The organism is Methanobrevibacter ruminantium, assembly GCF_016294135.1.
GTDB classification, from domain to species: domain Archaea; phylum Methanobacteriota; class Methanobacteria; order Methanobacteriales; family Methanobacteriaceae; genus Methanobrevibacter; species Methanobrevibacter ruminantium_A.
This window is the reverse complement of record NZ_JAEDCO010000021.1, coordinates 1-18781: the sequence shown is the minus strand read 5'-3', so window position 1 is coordinate 18781 and position 18781 is coordinate 1. Positions and strand designations below refer to the sequence as shown.

Annotated in this window: 22 protein-coding genes; 18 read left to right on the top strand and 4 right to left on the bottom strand. The window is 34.8% G+C overall.

The genetic code is table 11. The features are described from left to right. Positions 1-47 precede the first annotated feature (47 nt). From VW161_RS05985 to VW161_RS05975, 3 genes are all read left to right on the top strand, one after another. On the top strand, positions 48-857 hold the full coding sequence (locus VW161_RS05985) for a hypothetical protein (RefSeq protein WP_325192787.1): 810 nt from the start codon (positions 48-50) through the stop codon (positions 855-857). A 21-nt stretch (positions 858-878) separates the two neighbouring features. After that, entirely contained in the window at positions 879-968 is a 90-nt protein-coding gene (locus VW161_RS05980; RefSeq protein ID WP_304093044.1) for a 4Fe-4S binding protein, read from the top strand. An 84-nt stretch (positions 969-1052) separates the two neighbouring features. Next, a complete protein-coding gene (locus tag VW161_RS05975) occupies positions 1053-1676 on the top strand; it encodes a nitroreductase family protein (protein WP_304093041.1) in 624 nt (207 codons plus the stop codon). 70 nt (positions 1677-1746) lie between these two features. Here VW161_RS05975 and VW161_RS05970 read toward each other — a convergent pair whose 3' ends face one another. The 4 genes from VW161_RS05970 to VW161_RS05955 all read right to left on the bottom strand — a co-directional run bounded on the left by VW161_RS05970 (position 1747) and on the right by VW161_RS05955 (position 4793). Further along, complete coding sequence (locus VW161_RS05970; protein WP_304088186.1) at positions 1747-2004, bottom strand: hypothetical protein; 258 nt, start codon at positions 2002-2004, stop codon at positions 1747-1749. A gap of 226 nt (positions 2005-2230) precedes the next feature. Then, positions 2231-2419, bottom strand: a complete 189-nt coding sequence (locus VW161_RS05965; protein ID WP_304088189.1) for a hypothetical protein — start codon at positions 2417-2419, stop codon at positions 2231-2233. A gap of 169 nt (positions 2420-2588) precedes the next feature. Then, positions 2589-2957, bottom strand: coding sequence for a hypothetical protein (locus VW161_RS05960; RefSeq protein ID WP_304088191.1), 369 nt, complete (start codon positions 2955-2957; stop codon positions 2589-2591). Positions 2958-3149: 192 nt separating this feature from the next. Next, on the bottom strand, positions 3150-4793 hold the full coding sequence (locus tag VW161_RS05955; RefSeq protein WP_304088193.1) for a helicase HerA-like domain-containing protein: 1644 nt from the start codon (positions 4791-4793) through the stop codon (positions 3150-3152). 310 nt (positions 4794-5103) lie between these two features. On the opposite strand from VW161_RS05955, the gene VW161_RS05950 reads away from it, so the two are divergent. From VW161_RS05950 to mtrH, 15 genes are all read left to right on the top strand, one after another. Next, a complete protein-coding gene (locus VW161_RS05950; RefSeq protein WP_304088196.1) occupies positions 5104-6018 on the top strand; it encodes a methanogenesis marker 7 protein in 915 nt (304 codons plus the stop codon). Positions 6019-6295: 277 nt separating this feature from the next. Further along, positions 6296-7549, top strand: a complete 1254-nt coding sequence (mmp10, locus tag VW161_RS05945; protein ID WP_304088199.1) for a methyl coenzyme M reductase-arginine methyltransferase Mmp10 — start codon at positions 6296-6298, stop codon at positions 7547-7549. Positions 7550-8098: 549 nt separating this feature from the next. Then, positions 8099-9430 carry a coenzyme-B sulfoethylthiotransferase subunit beta gene (gene mcrB / locus VW161_RS05940; protein ID WP_304088202.1) on the top strand — a complete coding sequence of 444 codons (1332 nt, stop codon included), beginning with the start codon at positions 8099-8101 and terminating at the stop codon, positions 9428-9430. Between the two features lie 92 nt (positions 9431-9522). After that, the gene (gene mcrD, locus VW161_RS05935; RefSeq protein ID WP_304088205.1) at positions 9523-9978 is read left to right on the top strand and encodes a methyl-coenzyme M reductase operon protein D; all 456 of its coding nucleotides are present in this window, start codon (positions 9523-9525) and stop codon (positions 9976-9978) included. 38 nt (positions 9979-10016) lie between these two features. Further along, complete coding sequence (gene mcrC, locus VW161_RS05930; RefSeq protein ID WP_304093032.1) at positions 10017-10613, top strand: methyl-coenzyme M reductase I operon protein C; 597 nt, start codon at positions 10017-10019, stop codon at positions 10611-10613. A 2-nt stretch (positions 10614-10615) separates the two neighbouring features. Beyond that, positions 10616-11368 carry a coenzyme-B sulfoethylthiotransferase subunit gamma gene (gene mcrG / locus VW161_RS05925; RefSeq protein ID WP_304088211.1) on the top strand — a complete coding sequence of 251 codons (753 nt, stop codon included), beginning with the start codon at positions 10616-10618 and terminating at the stop codon, positions 11366-11368. 14 nt (positions 11369-11382) lie between these two features. After that, complete coding sequence (mcrA, locus tag VW161_RS05920) at positions 11383-13035, top strand: coenzyme-B sulfoethylthiotransferase subunit alpha (protein WP_304088213.1); 1653 nt, start codon at positions 11383-11385, stop codon at positions 13033-13035. 776 nt (positions 13036-13811) lie between these two features. After that, entirely contained in the window at positions 13812-14684 is an 873-nt protein-coding gene (gene mtrE / locus VW161_RS05915; protein WP_304088216.1) for a tetrahydromethanopterin S-methyltransferase subunit E, read from the top strand. Positions 14685-14696: 12 nt separating this feature from the next. Then, on the top strand, positions 14697-15398 hold the full coding sequence (gene mtrD, locus VW161_RS05910; RefSeq protein WP_295605500.1) for a tetrahydromethanopterin S-methyltransferase subunit D: 702 nt from the start codon (positions 14697-14699) through the stop codon (positions 15396-15398). 1 nt (position 15399) lies between these two features. After that, positions 15400-16218 carry a tetrahydromethanopterin S-methyltransferase subunit MtrC gene (mtrC, locus tag VW161_RS05905; protein WP_304088220.1) on the top strand — a complete coding sequence of 273 codons (819 nt, stop codon included), beginning with the start codon at positions 15400-15402 and terminating at the stop codon, positions 16216-16218. Positions 16219-16232: 14 nt separating this feature from the next. After that, positions 16233-16553, top strand: coding sequence for a tetrahydromethanopterin S-methyltransferase subunit B (locus tag VW161_RS05900; RefSeq protein WP_304088222.1), 321 nt, complete (start codon positions 16233-16235; stop codon positions 16551-16553). Beyond that, a complete protein-coding gene (mtrA, locus tag VW161_RS05895; protein WP_304088224.1) occupies positions 16554-17291 on the top strand; it encodes a tetrahydromethanopterin S-methyltransferase subunit A in 738 nt (245 codons plus the stop codon). Between the two features lie 16 nt (positions 17292-17307). Next, entirely contained in the window at positions 17308-17514 is a 207-nt protein-coding gene (locus tag VW161_RS05890; protein ID WP_304088227.1) for a tetrahydromethanopterin S-methyltransferase subunit F, read from the top strand. A 12-nt stretch (positions 17515-17526) separates the two neighbouring features. Next, entirely contained in the window at positions 17527-17775 is a 249-nt protein-coding gene (gene mtrG / locus VW161_RS05885; RefSeq protein ID WP_304088230.1) for a tetrahydromethanopterin S-methyltransferase subunit MtrG, read from the top strand. Between the two features lie 15 nt (positions 17776-17790). Further along, entirely contained in the window at positions 17791-18723 is a 933-nt protein-coding gene (gene mtrH / locus VW161_RS05880; protein WP_304088233.1) for a tetrahydromethanopterin S-methyltransferase subunit H, read from the top strand. Positions 18724-18781: the final 58 nt, after the last annotated feature.

Below are 18781 nucleotides of genomic sequence, written 5' to 3'. Positions count from 1 at the left end.
ATTAAATAGTTAAATAATTTAAGAATCAATATAACTTATGCGGGATTATGAAAAAGATTTTATACTTGACAGATTTATATTATCCGGCTAAAGGCAGAAACTACTATGAGGAGAATCTCTTTTTATCAGGGATACTTAAGGACCATTTTGATATAGTTTTGTGCAGTCCAAAGAATTCTTCAAGCTTTGAAAATGATGTGGATTTAATCATTTTCAGAAATACTGGTAGTGTATTGAATTTTAAGGAAGTTTATGATTCATTTAGAGAAAGGGTAAAGACTAATGATTTAAGGACTTTCAACGATTTCACTGGAAAGGCAGATATGTATGGAAAGCAATATCTTGTTGATTTGACTTTAGATGATTATCCTGTAATTCCTACAATTGATGATATAAAAAATATTGATTTATTGCCTAAAGCAGAGACTTATGTCATAAAACCTAAAGATGGTGCTGATTCAATAGGCCTTGAGTTTTTAACCAAGGAAGAATTATTCAAAAAGGATTTGAATAATGACATTTTAATTCAGCCTGCAATCGATTTTGAGTATGGGGTATCCTTTTATTTTATAAACGATAAATTTGAATATGCAGTATATGCTCCTAATAGAAAAGAAAGATGGAAACTTGAGAGATATGTTCCAAGCGCTGAAGAGATTGAATTTGCGAAAAGATTTATTGGGTGGAACACTATTGAAAATGGTATTCAGAGAGTAGATGCATGCAAAACAAAAGATGGTCAATTATTGTTGGTGGAACTTGAAGATTTAAATCCATATCTGTCTCTTTTGGAGTTAAATAAAGAAACTGTTGAGATTTTTATTAATGATTTAGTGGATGCAATTAATAATTTATGAGTATTTTTTGGAAGAGGTAAAATGAAATTGGAAATAAATACAGAAACCTGTACTGGATGTAAATTATGCCAAACCGTTTGCATTAGGGATAATATTGAAATTATTGATTAGAAAGCGGTTGAGGTTGATAATGGGGATTGCTTTGACTGTGGGCATTGCCTTTCAATTTGTCCAACAGGCAGCATTTCATTAAATGTGTTTGAAAATCAATCAGAACGTGTTGAAGATTATAATCCTCGTGAAATCCCTATAATATCTGAAGAATTTTTACAGTTTTTAAAGCAACGCAGAAGCATTCGCTGGTTCAAGAATAAAAAAATAGATAAGGAAACTTTTGATAAGCTATTTGAAGCAGCCTATTACAGTCCAAGTGCTCAAAATGCTCAAGATGTGGAGTTCGTTGTTCTTGATGAAAAATTAGATGATTTCATGCATTTGGCTTATGATATAATTAAAGTGGAAGAGGATGAATTCTTCAGAATAAAGCAATTTGGCGAGTATCTTAGAGGAGAAGGAGATTATAAGAATCATCCGCTTCTTTGGGAAGGAAGTCAAATGATCTTATCATTTTCCAAAAGTCCGGCAAATGCAATCATTGCAAATACAAGACTTGAGCTATTGGCTTATACAATGGGTCTTGGAGGATTCTATTCATTGTTCACCCTAAAGGCAGATGAATTGGGCCATGACAGATTAACGGAATTCTTCCCAGAAATAGACAGTGATAAGCATATGTATTCTGCATTCATAATCGGTTATCCAAGAGTAAAATACAGAAGAACAGTTCCTCATAAGAAAATAAATGTTCATTTTAAATAATCCTCAAATAATTATTTTAAAATCATTATTAGAATATTTTTTTGATTTAAATATTTTTCTTTTTTTATTATTAGAAATAATCTTTTAGGGTAGATTTTATTTTTCTATCTTTTTCATCATTCACTCTTCTCAAATTCAATGAAACTAATCTTTTTGTAGAGATTGCAGTTATTGGTGCCAAAAAGAAAGTCAGGATTGAAATGCCGATTTCAAGAACATTTGAGGTATTTGGATTGATGTCAACAAAGCAAGTCACTGTAAATGTTTGTGCGATTACTGCACAGATAAAAATGGTAAGAACATATTTTGCACCATAATCTTTTAACAATCCGAATATTTCATTATAGTCAAAAGCTTAAGGAACTTTCCATTATTTTCATATCTATTAAGAATGGCACTTATTAATGTCAAATAAACAATAATGAATAAAATGAAGAAAATAATTGCTAAAGGAATATTGCCTGCAAGGAAATGGGATTGGGCAAAATTGAATAGAAATGTCATCACAATCCCATAAATTAGAATGATGCAATATTTTTTAAAACCTTCCCAAACTAATTTTTTGAGTTTATTATATTGAGAGGCTTGTTTTCTCCTAATAATCCTTTAAAAACTATTCTTGTCCCATATCCTATTTCCACAAACACTAAAATGGAAGTGATGATAGGTATGATTCTGTTCTGATTAAGATTGCTGAAATCAAGACTTTTTAAAAGGGAAATTGCCAAACCTATTTTGCTCATATCTGACTTATTTAAATGGTAATGACAAATAATAGGCCTCCTGTTATGAGGATTATTTTCCAATCTAAAAAAGGATATCTTATTGCATCTTTCAAATCATTTTTTAATGTGTCTAACATTTTATCAGGAATAATCTAATTGTGAAGATGGGGATTCTAGAATTATTCAATCATAATGTTAATTTAACAGATAATGTTGAAAATCCTTGATCCATTTCAGATGAAACGGATAATTGATGAAATTTAGGGAATGATTTTTTGACATGTTCAAGGATTCTAAAATCAATGTAGATTTCTGTAACATAAAACTCAAATCCATCTGTAAAGTAGTATGTAGGCTTTCTGCATTTGAGCTTTGCACTGTAGAAGAAATCTTCAAGTCTGTTTTCCAAATCCCATTTTTCGTTTTCACTTAACTCTTTTCCATTGATGTAGTCGATGATGTCATCTTCTAATCCTTCTTCAATAGGGTAGAGTCTTAAGTCATTTTCCATTTCTTCTAAGTCTTGATACAATTTTTCTCTGTTTAATTCAACCATAGTGTCACCAAATTCTAAAATCTAAAAATAATATGATTCTTTAAAAGTTTTAATTAATTTTAATTAATTTTAATTAATTTTTATAAATTTTTATAATTTAAATGTAAAAAAAATCTGTAATAAATAAAATAAATAAAATGAAAATTTTAATATGAAATTTTTAATTAAAAATAAAAGAGCAATAATTGAAAATTATTTCATATTTCCAAATAATCCTCTAATGATTCCTTTTGTAACTTCCCTTGCAGCAGTGTTTACAACAGTTGTAGTTGCCTTTTCAACAGTTGTCTTTCTTGTAGTCTTTCTCTTGGATTTTGTGGTTTGCTTTGCCATTTGATTCACTGCTGTTCCAACAGCTATTCCAATCACATCTTCAAGCAATCCTTTTTGTCTAGGTGCTTCTTGCTGTGGCGCTTGGGTCTGTGCTGGAGCTTGCTCCATAGGTGCCTGCTGTGCTGGAGCTTGCTTTGGAGCTTGTTCTGTTTGATTAGGAATTTCTCTAATAGGTGCATCTTGAGGAATCTCAGATTGGACATTAGGATTGTTGTCAATCTTATTCAATAGCAGCTCATATGCAGATTCCCTATCGACAGCATCTCTATATTTGCCTCTAAGAGATGAAATGCTCATCAATTCTGCTCTGTAATTGTCTTCAATAGCTCCAATATAACTTTGAGGAGGTAAAATGTCAACTTGTTGCACGATACCCGGAGCTCCTTTTTCTTCAAGAACGGAAACCAATGCTTCGCCGGTTCCTAAATTGGAAATGACTTCTGTTGTATCAAATTCCGGATTTGGCCTGAATGTTTCAGCAGCAGTCTTTACCGCTTTTTGCTCTTTTGGAGTGTAAGCATGAAGTGCATGTTGCACTCTGTTACCAAGCTGTGCCAAGACAGTGTCTGGGATGTCTGATGGGCTTTGGGAAATGAAGTATAAACCAATTCCTTTGGAACGGATCAATCGGACAATTTGCTCTACTTTTTTCTGGAATGCAGGAGACATGTCATCAAAGAGCAAATGTGCCTCATCAAAGAAGAAAACAAATTTAGGCTTGTCCAAGTCACCTACTTCTGGCATTGTTTCATACAGTTCAGATATCATCCATAAGAGGAATGTTGAATACAATTCTGGTGCTGTAGATAATTTTACGGAATCCAATACATTGATCATACCTTTTCCTTCATCATTGCATTGCATGAAATCTGATAATTCCAATGCAGGCTCTCCAAAGAAGATGTCTCCTCCCTGTTCCTCAAGGGTAAGCAATGATCTGATTAAGGTGGTTGCTGATTTCTTAGCCACTGCACCATATTGGTTTTCATAAAGTTCAGCATTATCACTTACATGATTGATCATGGATTTCAAGTCTTTTATGTCGATTAAAAGCAAGTTTTCATCATCCGCTACACGGAACACTATGTTCAATACACCTTCTTGAGCTTCAGACAAGTTCAATATTTTTGAAAGCAATTGAGGACCCATTTCAGAGATTGTAACTCTAATAGGCAATCCCTTTTCACCATATAAGTCCCAGAATTCAACAGGATATGACTTGAAGACAAATCCTTTGTCTGCAAGATTGTATTTCTCCATCCTTTCAGTTACTTTTGAGTTTGGTTCACCTACCTTTGCAAGACCTGAAACGTCCCCTTTCATATCTGCTAAAAATACTGGAACTCCCATATCACTGAAAGCTTCTGCAAGTGTTTTTAAAGTGATTGTTTTTCCGGTACCAGTTGCACCAGCTATTAATCCATGACGATTGGCTAATTTTGATAACAAATAAACTTCTGTATTTTCATTAGCTCCAACTAGGATATTATTTTCTGTATACATGATAACACCTTTTTTATAAATTTGATTAATAAAAAATCATCATAATTAATTTTTAATATATTTCTAATGATATAAAAAATAATATATTTTATTTTCAGAAGTTTTCATATCTATTAACAACTAATTTTGTTTTCCACTTACTGTTCAATATTTTTATTCAATATTATTTTTTCAATATTATTTTTCATTCATTTCAAAAGTAAAAATAATAAATTATATAATAGACTTAAAAAATATATTTAAATAAGATTTTTTTTATTGATATAAGTTGATTTTATAATAATTTATGATTTTTATAAGGTGATGAAAAATGTATGAAACCTTAACATTCACTGGTGGAATTCACAAAAGCGAAGAATTAAAAGAATTAATTGAGGATTTAGGAGGTTTTGTTCTCCAATCCAATATATTGCAAATGGAACTTGTATTGAATATGGCAGTTCCTATTGATGATGTGGATATTATTAAGGAAAAGGCTAAAGAGCTTTTAGGTGAACTCTCTGTTGCACCTATGGCTGGTTCTGAAATAGCTATTGTTTCCCCAACCCTTGCAAGACATCACCTTCCTCATGCTGCATGTGACATTTCCGAATACCTTAGACGTTATGGTGCTAAAGACAATATGGTCGGTTTGGCTCGTGGTCATGGTAAAGGAACTGCAGGAATCAGTGAAACTGAAAAGGCATTGATTGAGGAGCATGACATAGCTATTTTCGCATTAGGAAGCTTTAAGCAATGCATTATCGATAAGGCTTACCTTTACAATGACATTGATATTCCAGTGATTGTCACCGGCGCACCTGAAATTGATTTGGAAGAATTGCCTGGTGTAGATGCTTATGTTCCAGGATTAGGTAGAATTCCACGTAGATTAAAAAGAGGGGAAAACATAAGGGCTTTGAAGAAATTGGTTGAAACTGTTGAAGACCTTTTGGAAAAACGTAAAAAAGAGCTTGCTCAAGATCCTCCAATAGCCCCTTCAATTTTAGTCAAGAGTGAGATTGAAACTCAAGTTCCGGCTATTAAGGAAGTTATTTCCCCAACTCCGGTAACAAGCCAATTAAGCGGTCTTAGAGTGAAATTGGATTATGATAAGTATCATGAGGAAATTGAAAATGTAATTATTGGAGACCAGAAATTAAAGGACATTGCAGAAATCAAAAAGTCTCATTTCTATGATTACATCCTTGTAGAGCTTTTAACTGAAAGTTCTTTAGTGGAATGAACAGTTAAAAATATAAAAAACAAATAATGTTATAAAACAAAAATGTAAAATAAAAATGTAAAATAAAAATGTAAAATAAAAATATAAAACAAATTATATTATAATAAATAAAACTTTGTTTATTATTTTTTTTTTATTATTTGATTTCAAAAATCTTTCATTATCTTATTTTTATAATATTATTATCAAAATTTCTAATCAAAATTTCTAAATAATTAAATTAATATTTATTTTTATTTCATGCCGAAATGTAGGATTGATTGTGAGAAGTGTAAAAATGCAAGTTATAGCAGATCTTGGTGGAACTCCAGGGAAGGATTGCAGAGGCTTTTGTAAGTTTTGCTACTTTAGAAAAGTGAAACCATTAACAGAAGCTCTCGGATGTCAACATTGTCCACCTAATAAAGTGGGCTGTCCAAGATGTTTGGAAGGAGTTCAAGAGGCAGGGAAACCATTTCAACAGCCATTTTCAGTTATCAGTGAAGTACAGATGGCATTGATGATGAATCCTGTAAGGGATGCTAACTTAAAGGTTAATATAAGCGGTGGTGGAGATGTCAGCTGTTATCCTTATCTTGAAGAACTTATATTTAACTTGTCCCAAATGCAATTGCCAATTCACTTAGGTTATACAAGTGGAAAGGGAATTGATGATGGTGATATTGCTACACAATTCCTGAATCAGGGAGTTGATGAGGTAACATACACTATTTTTGCAGCAGACCCAAAACTCAGGAAGAAATGGATGTTAGATCCAAGTCCTGAAGAATCACTTAAAGCTGCTCAACTTTTTGCTGAAGGTGCAGACTTGCATGCAGCAGCAGTAATCATTCCTGGTGTGAATGATGGTGCAGTCCTTCAAAACACCTGTGAAAAGTTGGAAGAGTGGGGAGCAAAGGCATTGATGATGATGCGTTTTGCAAATAGTTATGATCAAGGTTTGATTTTAGGTAATGGGCCCGTTGTTGAAGGTATTGTTCCTCATGAACCGCTTCAATTTGAAGAGCTTGTAAAACAAATCAATAGTGAATATAATCTTAGAGTCACTGGAACTCCTTTATCAGATCCAACAATCGGAGCGCCATTCATATTAGCAAAAGATGAGTATGAGGAATTTTTAGGAATCTTGCCTCAAGTCACTGGTGAAGCTACACTTTTAACCTCTAAAATTGCAGCGCCGTTCTTAATGAAAATCTTTAATAAAATTGCTCCAGATAATGTGAATGTTGTTGCAACCAAGAAGGACATCGCATGTTTGATGACAAGACAAGACCTTGAAGTATTGGATTTAGATGACATTAAGGATGCAGTCATTCTTCCTGGAAGAGCTTTTATACACCAATTGGATGCAGAAAGGATTCTAAGTCAAGATGGCAAAAGCCGTCTTGTAGGTTATGGTCCGGACACTTTAAGTGTTGATGGTGAGTTAAGCAGTGGCATGTCTGAAGAGGAAGTAATTGAACATGAGTTAGGTTCATTCATTGATCTTATTCAAGCAATCAATTTCTTTGGAATGAAGAGGGCTTTCTAAATTTCTAATTTTCTAATTTTCTAATTTTTCATTTTAAACTTTCATTTTATAAATTTCCATTTTCATATTTTTTCATTTTTTATCAATTAAAATTTTTTTTTAAAAAAATAGTCTGTTTTTAGTATTACTAATAGTATTACTTTTGCCGAATTTAAGTAATATTTGAATTTTTCACGATTTTTCATTTTTTTCTTTATTTTAGTCTTAAATAAATTGTTTGTATTTATTTAAAAATTTCTATCTTTAAAATACTTATTTTTTAATTATAATCTGAAATGATACGTTTTTTAACATTTATACTATTTTAATTAATTTAAAAAAGTATTACTTTTTGACTTTTATATAATAAAAAAATTAAAAAATATTATTACTTATAAAGTTTTCTATTTAATTCTTAAACGAATGTTTATATTATATTTTAAATAAACTAATATTTGTATACCAAATAGCTGGCTATTGCAAAAATTTTGCTTTATGGCTTACTCACAAAAAACTGAAATGGTTTTTGTTGAGTGGTATATTAACTCTATTTATTTAGGAGGGAAAAAATTGGCAAAGTTTGATGATAAAGTCGATTTATACGACGACAGAGGTTCATTAGTAGAATCTGATGTACCAATCGAAGCTCTAAGTCCGTTACGTAACCCTGCTATTAAGAACATTATTAGTGGTGTTAAAAGAACTGTAGCTGTAAACTTAGAAGGAATCGAAAAATCTTTAAAAACTGCTTCCGTCGGTGGAGCAAAATCTAAAATCTTAGGTAGAGAAATGGATCTTGACATCGTAGCTCAAGCTGACTCCATTGCTGCTGCTGTAAAAGACATGCTTCAAGTAACTGAAGACGATGATACTAAATGTGAAGTACTCTCTGGTGGAAAAAGGATTTTAGTCCAAATTCCAACTATCAGATTAGACTCTTCCGCAGAATACTCCGTAGCAACCTTAGCTACCGCAACTGCATTAACTCAAGCTATTATCAAAGAGTTTGACGTAAACATGTACGACGCAAACATGGTAAAAGCTGCTATCTTAGGAAGATACCCACAATCTGTAGAATACATGGGTGCTAACTTAAAAACCATGTTAGACGTACCACAAAAATTAGAAGGTCCAGGTTACTCCTTAAGAAACATTAAAGCAAACGACTTCGTAGCTGCTACCTTAAAAAATACCTTACAAGCAACTGCACTTGCAAGTATTTTCGAACAAACTGCAATGTTTGAAATGGGTGACGCAATTGGTGCTTTCGAAAGAATGCACTTATTAGGTTTAGCTTACCAAGGATTAAACGCAGACAACATGGTATTAGGTTTCGTACAAGACAACGCTAAAGAAGGAACTGTTGGTTCTATCGTACAAGACACTATCGCTAAAGCTGAAGCTGATGGTGTAATTGCTGTTGAAAAAGAATTAACCGGATACAACATGTACGCAACCAATGACGCAGCTAAATGGAATGCATATGCTGCTGCAGGATGTACTGCTGCTGTAATGGTAAACGTTGGTGCAGCAAGAGCTGCTCAAGGTATTCCATCTTCTATTTTATACTTCAACGACAATGTCGAATTCGCTACCGGTTTACCTGGTATTGACTTCGGTAGAGCTGAAGGGGTAGCTGTAGGATTCTCTTTCTTCTCTCACTCTATCTATGGTGGAGGAGGTCCTGGTTTATTCAACGGTAACCACGTAGTAACCAGACACAGTAAAGGATTTACTATTCCTTGTGTAGCTGCAGGTATGGCATTAGATGCTGGTACCCAACTCTTCTCTCCAGAAGCAACTTCTGGATTAATTAAAGAGGTATACAGTGAGATTGACGAATTCAGAGAACCACTCAAATATGTTGCTTTAGCAGCTGCTGAGATTAAAGGTGACATCTAATTATCGAATTAATTCTTGTTAATTAAAATCTAATTTAAAATTCACATAAATAATTATTTAAATCATTATGATTTAGATACTGAGGTTAAATAATGGATATTGAAATATTTCCACATAGAATTTTAGGGACAGACACAACTGAAAAGTTATTGAATGATTTAGAAGCTTTGGAATCAGTTAAAAGAACTGTTATTCAAGGTCCAAGACTTCCTCCACAAGATGAGATTGACCGTATTTATGGTGATCGCAGAATAATTGTGGTTAATGGTGAGGAAATTGAATTGAAAGTTAAAACTGGTAGAATTTTTGTAGAGCTATATGATGAGTCAGGTATTGATGAAATTAGAGGAATATGTGATGAACATATCACTACTGGTTTTGATATTAATACCAGCAAATCCCAATATATCAGAAAGCAAAGAACCGTTTCTGATGAATTGAAATATGGTAGGGATACAGAAATTCCTGAAGAATTAATTGGTATTGCAGATACCCGTTCTAAATTTAAGGATCATGTATCTATTCTAAAAAAAGATACAATGGAATAAGATATCTATTAAATTTTTGATTAATGGTTTATGATAGTATGATTGGAAGATGCACACATATAGTAGACTGTAGGGAAACAAGAGGTCTTGGTGAAGGAGGAGGAATTGCTCAAAGGGGAACTTTTGCAGAATGTGGAAGTGATGTTTTGGCAGTTGCTATGTCTCCCGGTCGTAGACACATTACCAAACCTGTCTGTGAAATTACCTTTGGTTTACGTGAAGCTAACCTATTAACTAGTACTATGATATTGGATGCAGGTAGTGGTGTTCCACATGATGCTCCTGCAGGTGGTGCAGGTAATGCTTTTGGTTTAACTGATAAGGAAGTTGAACAAATGCAAAAGTTTAAGGTTATTGTGGTTCACTTAGGTGGAGTAAGAAATCATATTACATACAAGGCAAGATTAATCTTGCGTAACGTTAACAAACCTTGTGTTATTATTTGTGAATATCCTGTAGACTTTGAAGATTTTGCAAAAATCGGTGTTAAAACCGCAAAGGTCATGCCTGAAGAGGTAAAAACAGAAGGTAAAATCATGAACATAGTATCAGGGGTTATCAGGGGACAAACAGTGTCTCAAGAAAAATTAGATGAGATTATTAGAAAAGTTAGATTAACATTAGGAGATGCATAATTATGGCACAATATTATCCAGGAACTTCTCAGGTAGCTGAAAACAGAAGAAAATTCACTAACCCAGATGTTGAGTTAGAAGTTTTAAGAGAAATATCTGATGAAGATGTAGTTAAAGTATTAGGTCACAGAGCTCCAGGTGAAGAATACAAATCTGTTCACCCACCTCTCGACGAACTCGATGAACCTGATGACATTATTAGAGAAATTGTAGAACCTATTGATGGTGCAAAAGCAGGGGACAGAGTAAGATACATCCAATTTGTAGACTCAATGTACTTTGCTCCAGCACAACCATACTTAAGAGCAAGATCTTATGTAGACAGATACAGAGGAATCGATACCGGTACATTATCCGGTAGACAAATTATCGAAGCTCGTGAAAGAGACTTAGAAAGAATTTCAAAAGAAATCTTAGAAAATGAATACTTTGATACCGCACGTTCTGGAATCAGAGGTGCAGGTGTACACGGTCACTCTTTAAGACTTGACGAAAACGGTATGATGTTTGACATGCTCAGAAGACAAGTATTCAACAAAGAAACCGGTAAAGTAGAAATGGTAAAAGACCAAATTGGTCACGAATTAGACGAACCTGTTGTATTAGGTGAACCATTAGATGAAGAAACTCTCAGAGCTAAAACCACAATCTACAGATGTGATGGTGAAGCTTACAGAGAAGACAAAGATGCAGTAACTGTATTAAATCAAATACATGTCACTAGATCTAACTTTGGTTACAACCCAGAATTATAGGGAGGTTTATTAAAATGGCTGATAAAAAATTCTTAGATGCAATGACTAAAAAGTTCAAAGAAGCTCCAGAAGAAAAAACTACTACCTTCTATAATATGGGCGGTTGGACTCAATCTGAAAGAAAAACTGAATTTGTAAACAGAGGAAAAGAAATCGCAGAAAAAAGAGGAATTCCAATGTACAACCCAGACATCGGTACTCCTCTTGGACAAAGAGCTTTAATGTCCTACCAATTATCTGGTACTGACACTTTTGTTGAAGGTGACGATTTACACTTCATCAACAACACTGCTATCCAACAAGCTTGGGACGATATCAGAAAAACTGTAATTGTAGGATTAAACACTGCTCACAACGTACTCGAAAAAAGGTTAGGTATGGAAGTAACTCCTGAAACCATTACCAACTACTTAGAAGTTGTAAACCACGCTATGCCTGGTGCAGCTGTAGTACAAGAACACATGGTAGAAACCAACCCATTATTAGTAGAAGATTCCTATGTAAAAATCTTTACTGGTGATGACGACTTAGCAGATGAAATCGACTCAGCATTCGTAATTGACATTAACAAAGAGTTCCCAGAAGAACAAGCTGAAGTTTTAAAAGCTGAAGTAGGTGGAGCTATTTGGCAAGCTGTAAGAATCCCATCTGTTGTAGGTAGAGTTTGTGATGGGGGTACCACTTCCAGATGGTCTGCTATGCAAATTGGTATGTCCATGATTTCCGCATACGGACAATGTGCAGGTGAAGGTGCTACTGGTGACTTCGCTTATGCATCCAAACACGCAGAAGTTATTGGTATGGGTACTTACTTACCAATCAGAAGAGCAAGAGCAGGTAACGAACTTGGTGGTGTACCATTCGGATATATGGCAGATATCTGTCAAGCTACCAGAGTAACCGACGACCCTGTAGAATCTTCATTAGAAGTAGTAGCTTTAGGCGCTGCTTTATACGACCAAATTTGGTTAGGTTCTTACATGTCTGGTGGTGTAGGATTTACTCAATATGCTACCGCAGCATACACCGATAACGTATTGGACGACTTCGCTTACTACGGTAAAGATTACGTAGAAGACAAATACGGAGACTTATGTTCTGCACCTAACAACATGGACACTGTTCTTGACGTGGGTTCTGAAGTAGCATTCTACTCATTAGAACAATACGAAGAATACCCAGCTTTACTTGAAACTCACTTCGGTGGTTCTCAAAGAGCTGCTGTTATATCTGCAGCTTCAGGTATTTCCACTGCATTCGCAACTGGTAATGCACAAACCGGTTTATCTGCATGGTACTTAGCACAATACTTACACAAAGAACAACATTCCAGATTAGGTTTCTACGGTTACGACTTACAAGATCAATGTGGTGCAGCTAACGTATTCGCTATCAGAAACGACGAAGGTTTACCACTTGAATTAAGAGGTCCTAACTACCCTAACTATGCAATGAACGTAGGTCACCAAGGTGAATATGCAGGTATCGCACAAGCACCTCACAGTGCTCGTGGAGACGCATTTGCAATGAACCCTCTCATTAAGATTGCATTTGCTGACAAAAACTTGCCATTCGACTTCAGTAAAGTCAGAGCAGAATTTGCTAAAGGTGCTTTAAGAGAATTCGAACCTGCAGGTGAAAGATCTATCATCATTCCAGCAAAATAAGTTTGGTGTAAACGGGAATATATAAATAAGGTTTTTAATCTATAGGATTTTTTATCCTAATAGATTTTACCTTATTTATTTTTTTCAATAGTATATTTGTTTGTATAAAGTAGAATGGATTTTTTTTCAATTGATTTTGAAAATAATAAAATGCATTTTATAAAGAAAATTTAAGGAAATTAGTGCCAATATAAGATTTTAACTTAATTTAAATGGATTTAATTTCAATTGATTTTGATAAATCGCTTTAAAATTAAGGTAATGCTAAAAATAATTGATAAAATTTGAGATTTTTTAGTAAAGCTTATATATAGTGTTTTAAAAAAATTATAGAATATAGAGAGTTTAATGTCTCTAAATTAATTAATTTTAAGTTTATTTTAATTTAAGTAGGCTTGAAAAAATTCTTGGTTTATCTTTTTAGTTATTCAGGTTTAATTATTAAGATTTTTAGATTTATTCATCAAATATTTCATTCTTAACACTTTAAGGATTTAATCTAGCTAGATTAAAAGCTAAGTGGTTTGCCTTGGCTTATTTGATTTATAAAATCTTTGTTTAAGTTATGAGGTATAATCATAAAGTATAAAATCATTCAGATGTTCTAAAAATGGTCTAAATTTTGCTTTAGTCCATTATTTAGTCCATTTTTATTTTATGTCTTTATGGTTTTATATTTGAGCAGAATATGTCTAAATGTGGTTAATAGGAAAATTAATCACGTAATAGTTTATTAAATAATTAAATTTAATAAAATTTAAGGAGGAAAAGAAAATATGGACCCTATTACATTAGGTGTAGTCGCATTAATGGGTGCAGCAGCAACCATTGCTGGTGCTGCAGAGGACTTAGAGTCTGACATCGGTTCACAAAGTAACCCTAACTCACAAGTTCAACTTGCTCCACAAATGGGACATTTACACCGTATGATCAATAAGGCAGCTTCTGGTGAACCAGTAGCATATGGATGCTGGTGTGGTATCGCTGGTGGTATCGCAGCTCTTGCAATGGGTATGGGTATTATTCCTATAGTAGCAATTGCAATGGGTTCTACTGTTGCTGCATTTGTTCACGCAATTTATACAGTCACATCACACATGGGAAGGATTGTTGGTCAATCTCAATTTGAACAACCATTATTTATGGATGTATTAACCCAATCCTTAGGCCCTATCGCAGCTCATGGTTTTATAGCTAGTTTCGGTATTGTAGGAATCGCTTACTTAATGACCCTTCCATTAAATGGTCTTGGACACCCATTCCCATTACCATTACTCGCTGTACTATGGGGAATTACTATTGGTGCAATCGGTTCATCCACAGGGGATGTACATTACGGTGCAGAAAGTGAATACCAAAAATTCGATTACGGTGGAGGTACTCCTGTAGCTATCCAAGGGGATATCGTAACCAAAGCTCCTCTCGGTGCTAAAAACTCTATCGATGTAGGTAACTTCTGTGCTAAATATGGTGGACCTTTAACCGGTTTCTGTTTCGGACTTATTGTTTTCATTAGTTTCTGGATTACTGTTGTATTTGGAGCTATTGGAGGACAAGTTGTAGGACTTATCATCGTTATTTTATTAATCGCTGGTAACTACTTCCTTGAAAAGTCTGCAAGAGAAAAATTCGGACCATATGAGGAATAAGGAGGTTACATTATGGATCTTATTATGTTTATTATATGTGTTGTAATTGCAGGTATAATTATGGGAGGAGGTGTACACTTCATTCCTGTAGGTGGTGCTCCTGCAGCTATGGCTACCGCTACCGGTGTAGGAACTGGTACTGCAATGTTAGCAGCTGGTGCAGGTTTAACTGGACTCATTACCGCAGCTTCTATGACAGGACAACCAGTATGGTTGATTATCTTAGCAGGTGCAGTCGGTTCCATGTTAATGATGGGTATCACCATGCTTATTGGTAACTTTATTTATATTTATGGTGTTGGTGTAGTACCAGCATCCGGTAAAGCTGCAGTTGACCCAATCACCAAATGGAACCAAGAAAAATATAAAACTCCTGGTACCGAAGGACACGGTATTCCTACCGTATGTTACATTAGCGGTATCATTGGTGGTTTACTTGGTGGTGCTGGTGGTGGATTAGTCTACTGGGCTATTAACGAATTCGCAACCGCTAACATGACTGGATTTGACGCTACTGTTATTGCAGGATTAGCTGCTATCTTATCTGTAGGTATGTTCTTCATCAACTCTGTAACTGCTTCCTATAACATTGGAGGTACTATTGAAGGATTTGTTGACCCTAAATTTAAAAGACTTCCTACTGGAATTTTAGCTTGTGCTATTGTATCTCTTGTAGCTGCAATCTTCATGGTTTTAATGATTGGAGGTATTTAAGATGTCTGCTGGAGGAAGTGGAGCACCTGCAGAAGGTGCAGTAGATGCTAATGTAATGTTAGCTATTGGTATTATCGGTGGATTACTCGGTATATACTTATCTGGTATTAACCCTGTTATCGGACCTGTATTAAGCTGTCTTGGTGCAGTTTGTGCAATCCTTTGGGGTGTAATTGCAATCCGTAGTGTAGCAAGTTATGGTTTAGGTACTGGTGTACCTTCTATCGGTTACATGTCTTTAGGTATTGGTGTAATCGGTGCTTTAGCTGGTGTAGGTATTATCGCAGCTTTCAAATTAACTGGATTAGAAATTGCTGGACCTATTCTTGCATTGATCTTTGCAATGCTTATTGGATTATTAGTGGCTATTGTAGCTAAAAAAATTGTTGGTATGAAAATTCCTGTTATGGAAAGATGCACTGCAGAAATTGCAGGTGCTGCAGCATTATCTGTTTTAGGATTCTCTGCTGCTATTGCAGGCGGATACTCAATTGACTTACTTTTATCTGCTGTAATTGCTCCTGGATTTATTGCTATCTTTTACATATTATGTACTATGGCTATCCAACACCCATTCAACGCATGTTTAGGACCAAACGAAGACCAAGTAAGAACTCTTAAATGTGGTGCTTCTACTGCATTCTTAACTATGATAATTACTGGTATTCTTGCTATTTCAGCTGGTGGATATGCATGGTTTGCAATTTTAATTGTCGGACTTATCGGTTGGTACATCTCATTTAAGATGTTTGTTAACGCTTCATGTGAAGCAGCTGCATCTGTTAAATGGGCTGGTTTATGGCCAAAAGTTGAGGAATAAGGAGGTTGTTATAGATGGTATTACCTTTAGTACAATTTATTCCTGAATTAAGTTTAAATCTTGACCCAGAATCTGGTATTCTCGGAGCTGGTGGTGGAGATTTAATTATTTTATCTATGGATGAAATAAATGGAGAAATCGCAAAAGTCGAAGCAGCTGCTGATGAATTAATGAATTCCTTAGATCCTAACTCTGCTCCATTAGGTTCCTTCCCAGGAAGAGAAGGCAACTTTGTCATTGCAGGTAAATTAACCAACATGGTATATGGATTTGTCTTAGGAATGTTCCTTATTATGGCAGCTATGCCTATATTAACAGCTATGGGGGTTTTATAGATGGTTGACAAAAAACCTACTGCTGATAATTGGCCTGTTGTAAGTGGAGACTACATTGTAGGAGACCCAGAAAGCCCTGTTGCTGTAACTACTTTAGCTTCTCACAATGAAGATATCCCAGCTGCTGCTGGAGCAGCAATTGCTGGTCCTTGTAAAACTGAAAACTTAGGTATTGAAAAAGTTGTAGCAAACATCATTTCAAACCCAAACATCAGATTCTTAATCTTATGTGGTGCAGAAGTACAAGGTCACATTACTGGTCAAAGTTTTAAAGCATTACATGAAAATGGTTGCGACCCAGAAAAGAAAAAAATTACTGGAGCTACTGGTGCTATTCCTTTCGTAGAAAACATTCCAATGGAAGGAGTAGAAAGGTTCCAACAACAATTAGAAATCGTTGACATGATTGACAACGAAGATGGTGGAGCAATCACTGCAAAAGTAAAAGAATGTATCGAAAAAGATCCTGGTGCTTTTGAAGAAGATGCTATGGTTATTGAAGTATCTGAAGGAGATGACGACGAAGACGATGGTGAAGAAATTCGTCCTATTTCCCCAGAAACTGCATTACTCGAAGCAAGAATAAGAAACATTGATACTCAAATCAAATTAGTTGGTGCTGTACAAAGAAATATGGCAGGTAACTATTCTGGTAAAGTCCAAGGTATTATGATTGGATTAGTATTTACTTTAGTAATCGGTTTCTTATTATTAATGGCACCGTTAACAGGCATATAACTGGAGGTTTTATAAAATGGTTAAATTTTCAAACAAACCAAATACTCGTGGTATTAGAAATGCTTCTAGTGATGTAGAATACCGTGCAAAGCTTTTAGGAAGAGAAGGAAGATTATTCGCTGGCGTAATCAGCACCAGATTTTCTGGAATAGCTATTGGTATTGGAATTGCTCTTTGCTTAGCAGTTGTCATTCCATTCTTAGCTAAATTATGTGGTTTATAGAGGTGTTATAAAATGTCTGAAGAACAATCTGTACCTCAAATTATTGTATCTACCGACGACATGTCAGCTGCAACTCAAAAATTAGATGAAGCTGAAGAAAAAGTAGAGTTTGCTGTTGGGGAATACTTCCAACGTTTAGGTCAACAAAACGGTAGAGATATTGGTATTTTATATGGTATAATTTTAGGTCTTATAATCTTGATTGTGTCTATTGAATTTGGTTATGTTAGCGCAATGCAAGCTCTTATGGGATTAATCTAAATTGGAGGATTATAAATGTTTAGATTTGATAAAGAACAACTCGTCATTGATATTGCTGGTATAAAAATGGGGGGACAACCTGGTGAATACCCTACCGTTTTATGTGGAACTATCTTTTATGGCGGACACAATATTATTAGTGATGAAAAAGAAGGTATCTTTGATAAAGATGCTGCTGAAGAAAGAATTAAAACAATGGAAGAAATGTCTGACGTAACCGGTAACCCTTGTGTTGTACAAACTTTCGGTGCAACTCCTGAAGCTATGGTTAAATACTTAGAATTTGTCGGAGACATCTGTGACAAACCTTTCCTTATCGACTCAACTGCGGCAGCTGCAAAAGTTGCAGGTGTAGAATATGTTGAAGAGGTAGGATTATCTGAAAGAGCTGTATACAATTCCTTAAGTATGGCAGCAGAACCTTCAGAAATCGAAGCTGTAGCTAACTCAAGTATTGATGCATCCATTCTCTTAGGGTTCAACCCAATGACTCCTGGTGTACCAGGTAAACTCGAAATCTGGGAAACTGGTGGATCTGTTATCGATGAAGGTATTCTTGAAATGGCAGAAAGATGTGGAATTACCAAACCATGGATGGACGTAGCAGTCACTCCTTTAGGACAAGGTGCAGGTCCTGCATGTAGGACTTCCTTTGCTGTAAAAGCTAAATGGGGGTACCCTGTAGGTTCTGGTATTCACAACGTACCTTCCGCATGGGACTGGTTAAGAGGATACAAAAAAGAACACAAAGAAGCATGGCCTGTTTGTGATATAGGTTCTAACATCGTACAACAAATGTGTGGTGGAGACTTCGTACTTTTCGGACCTATCGAAAACGCAAGACTCGCATTCCCTGCTTGTGGTATGACTGATATTATGATTGCTGAAGCTGCAAAAGATATCGGTACCGAACCTATAGAAGAACATCCAATTAACAAGTTATTATAATTTGAAAGGGTCCGAGATTAGATGATTAATTTCATCTAATCTTTCTTCAAATTATAAA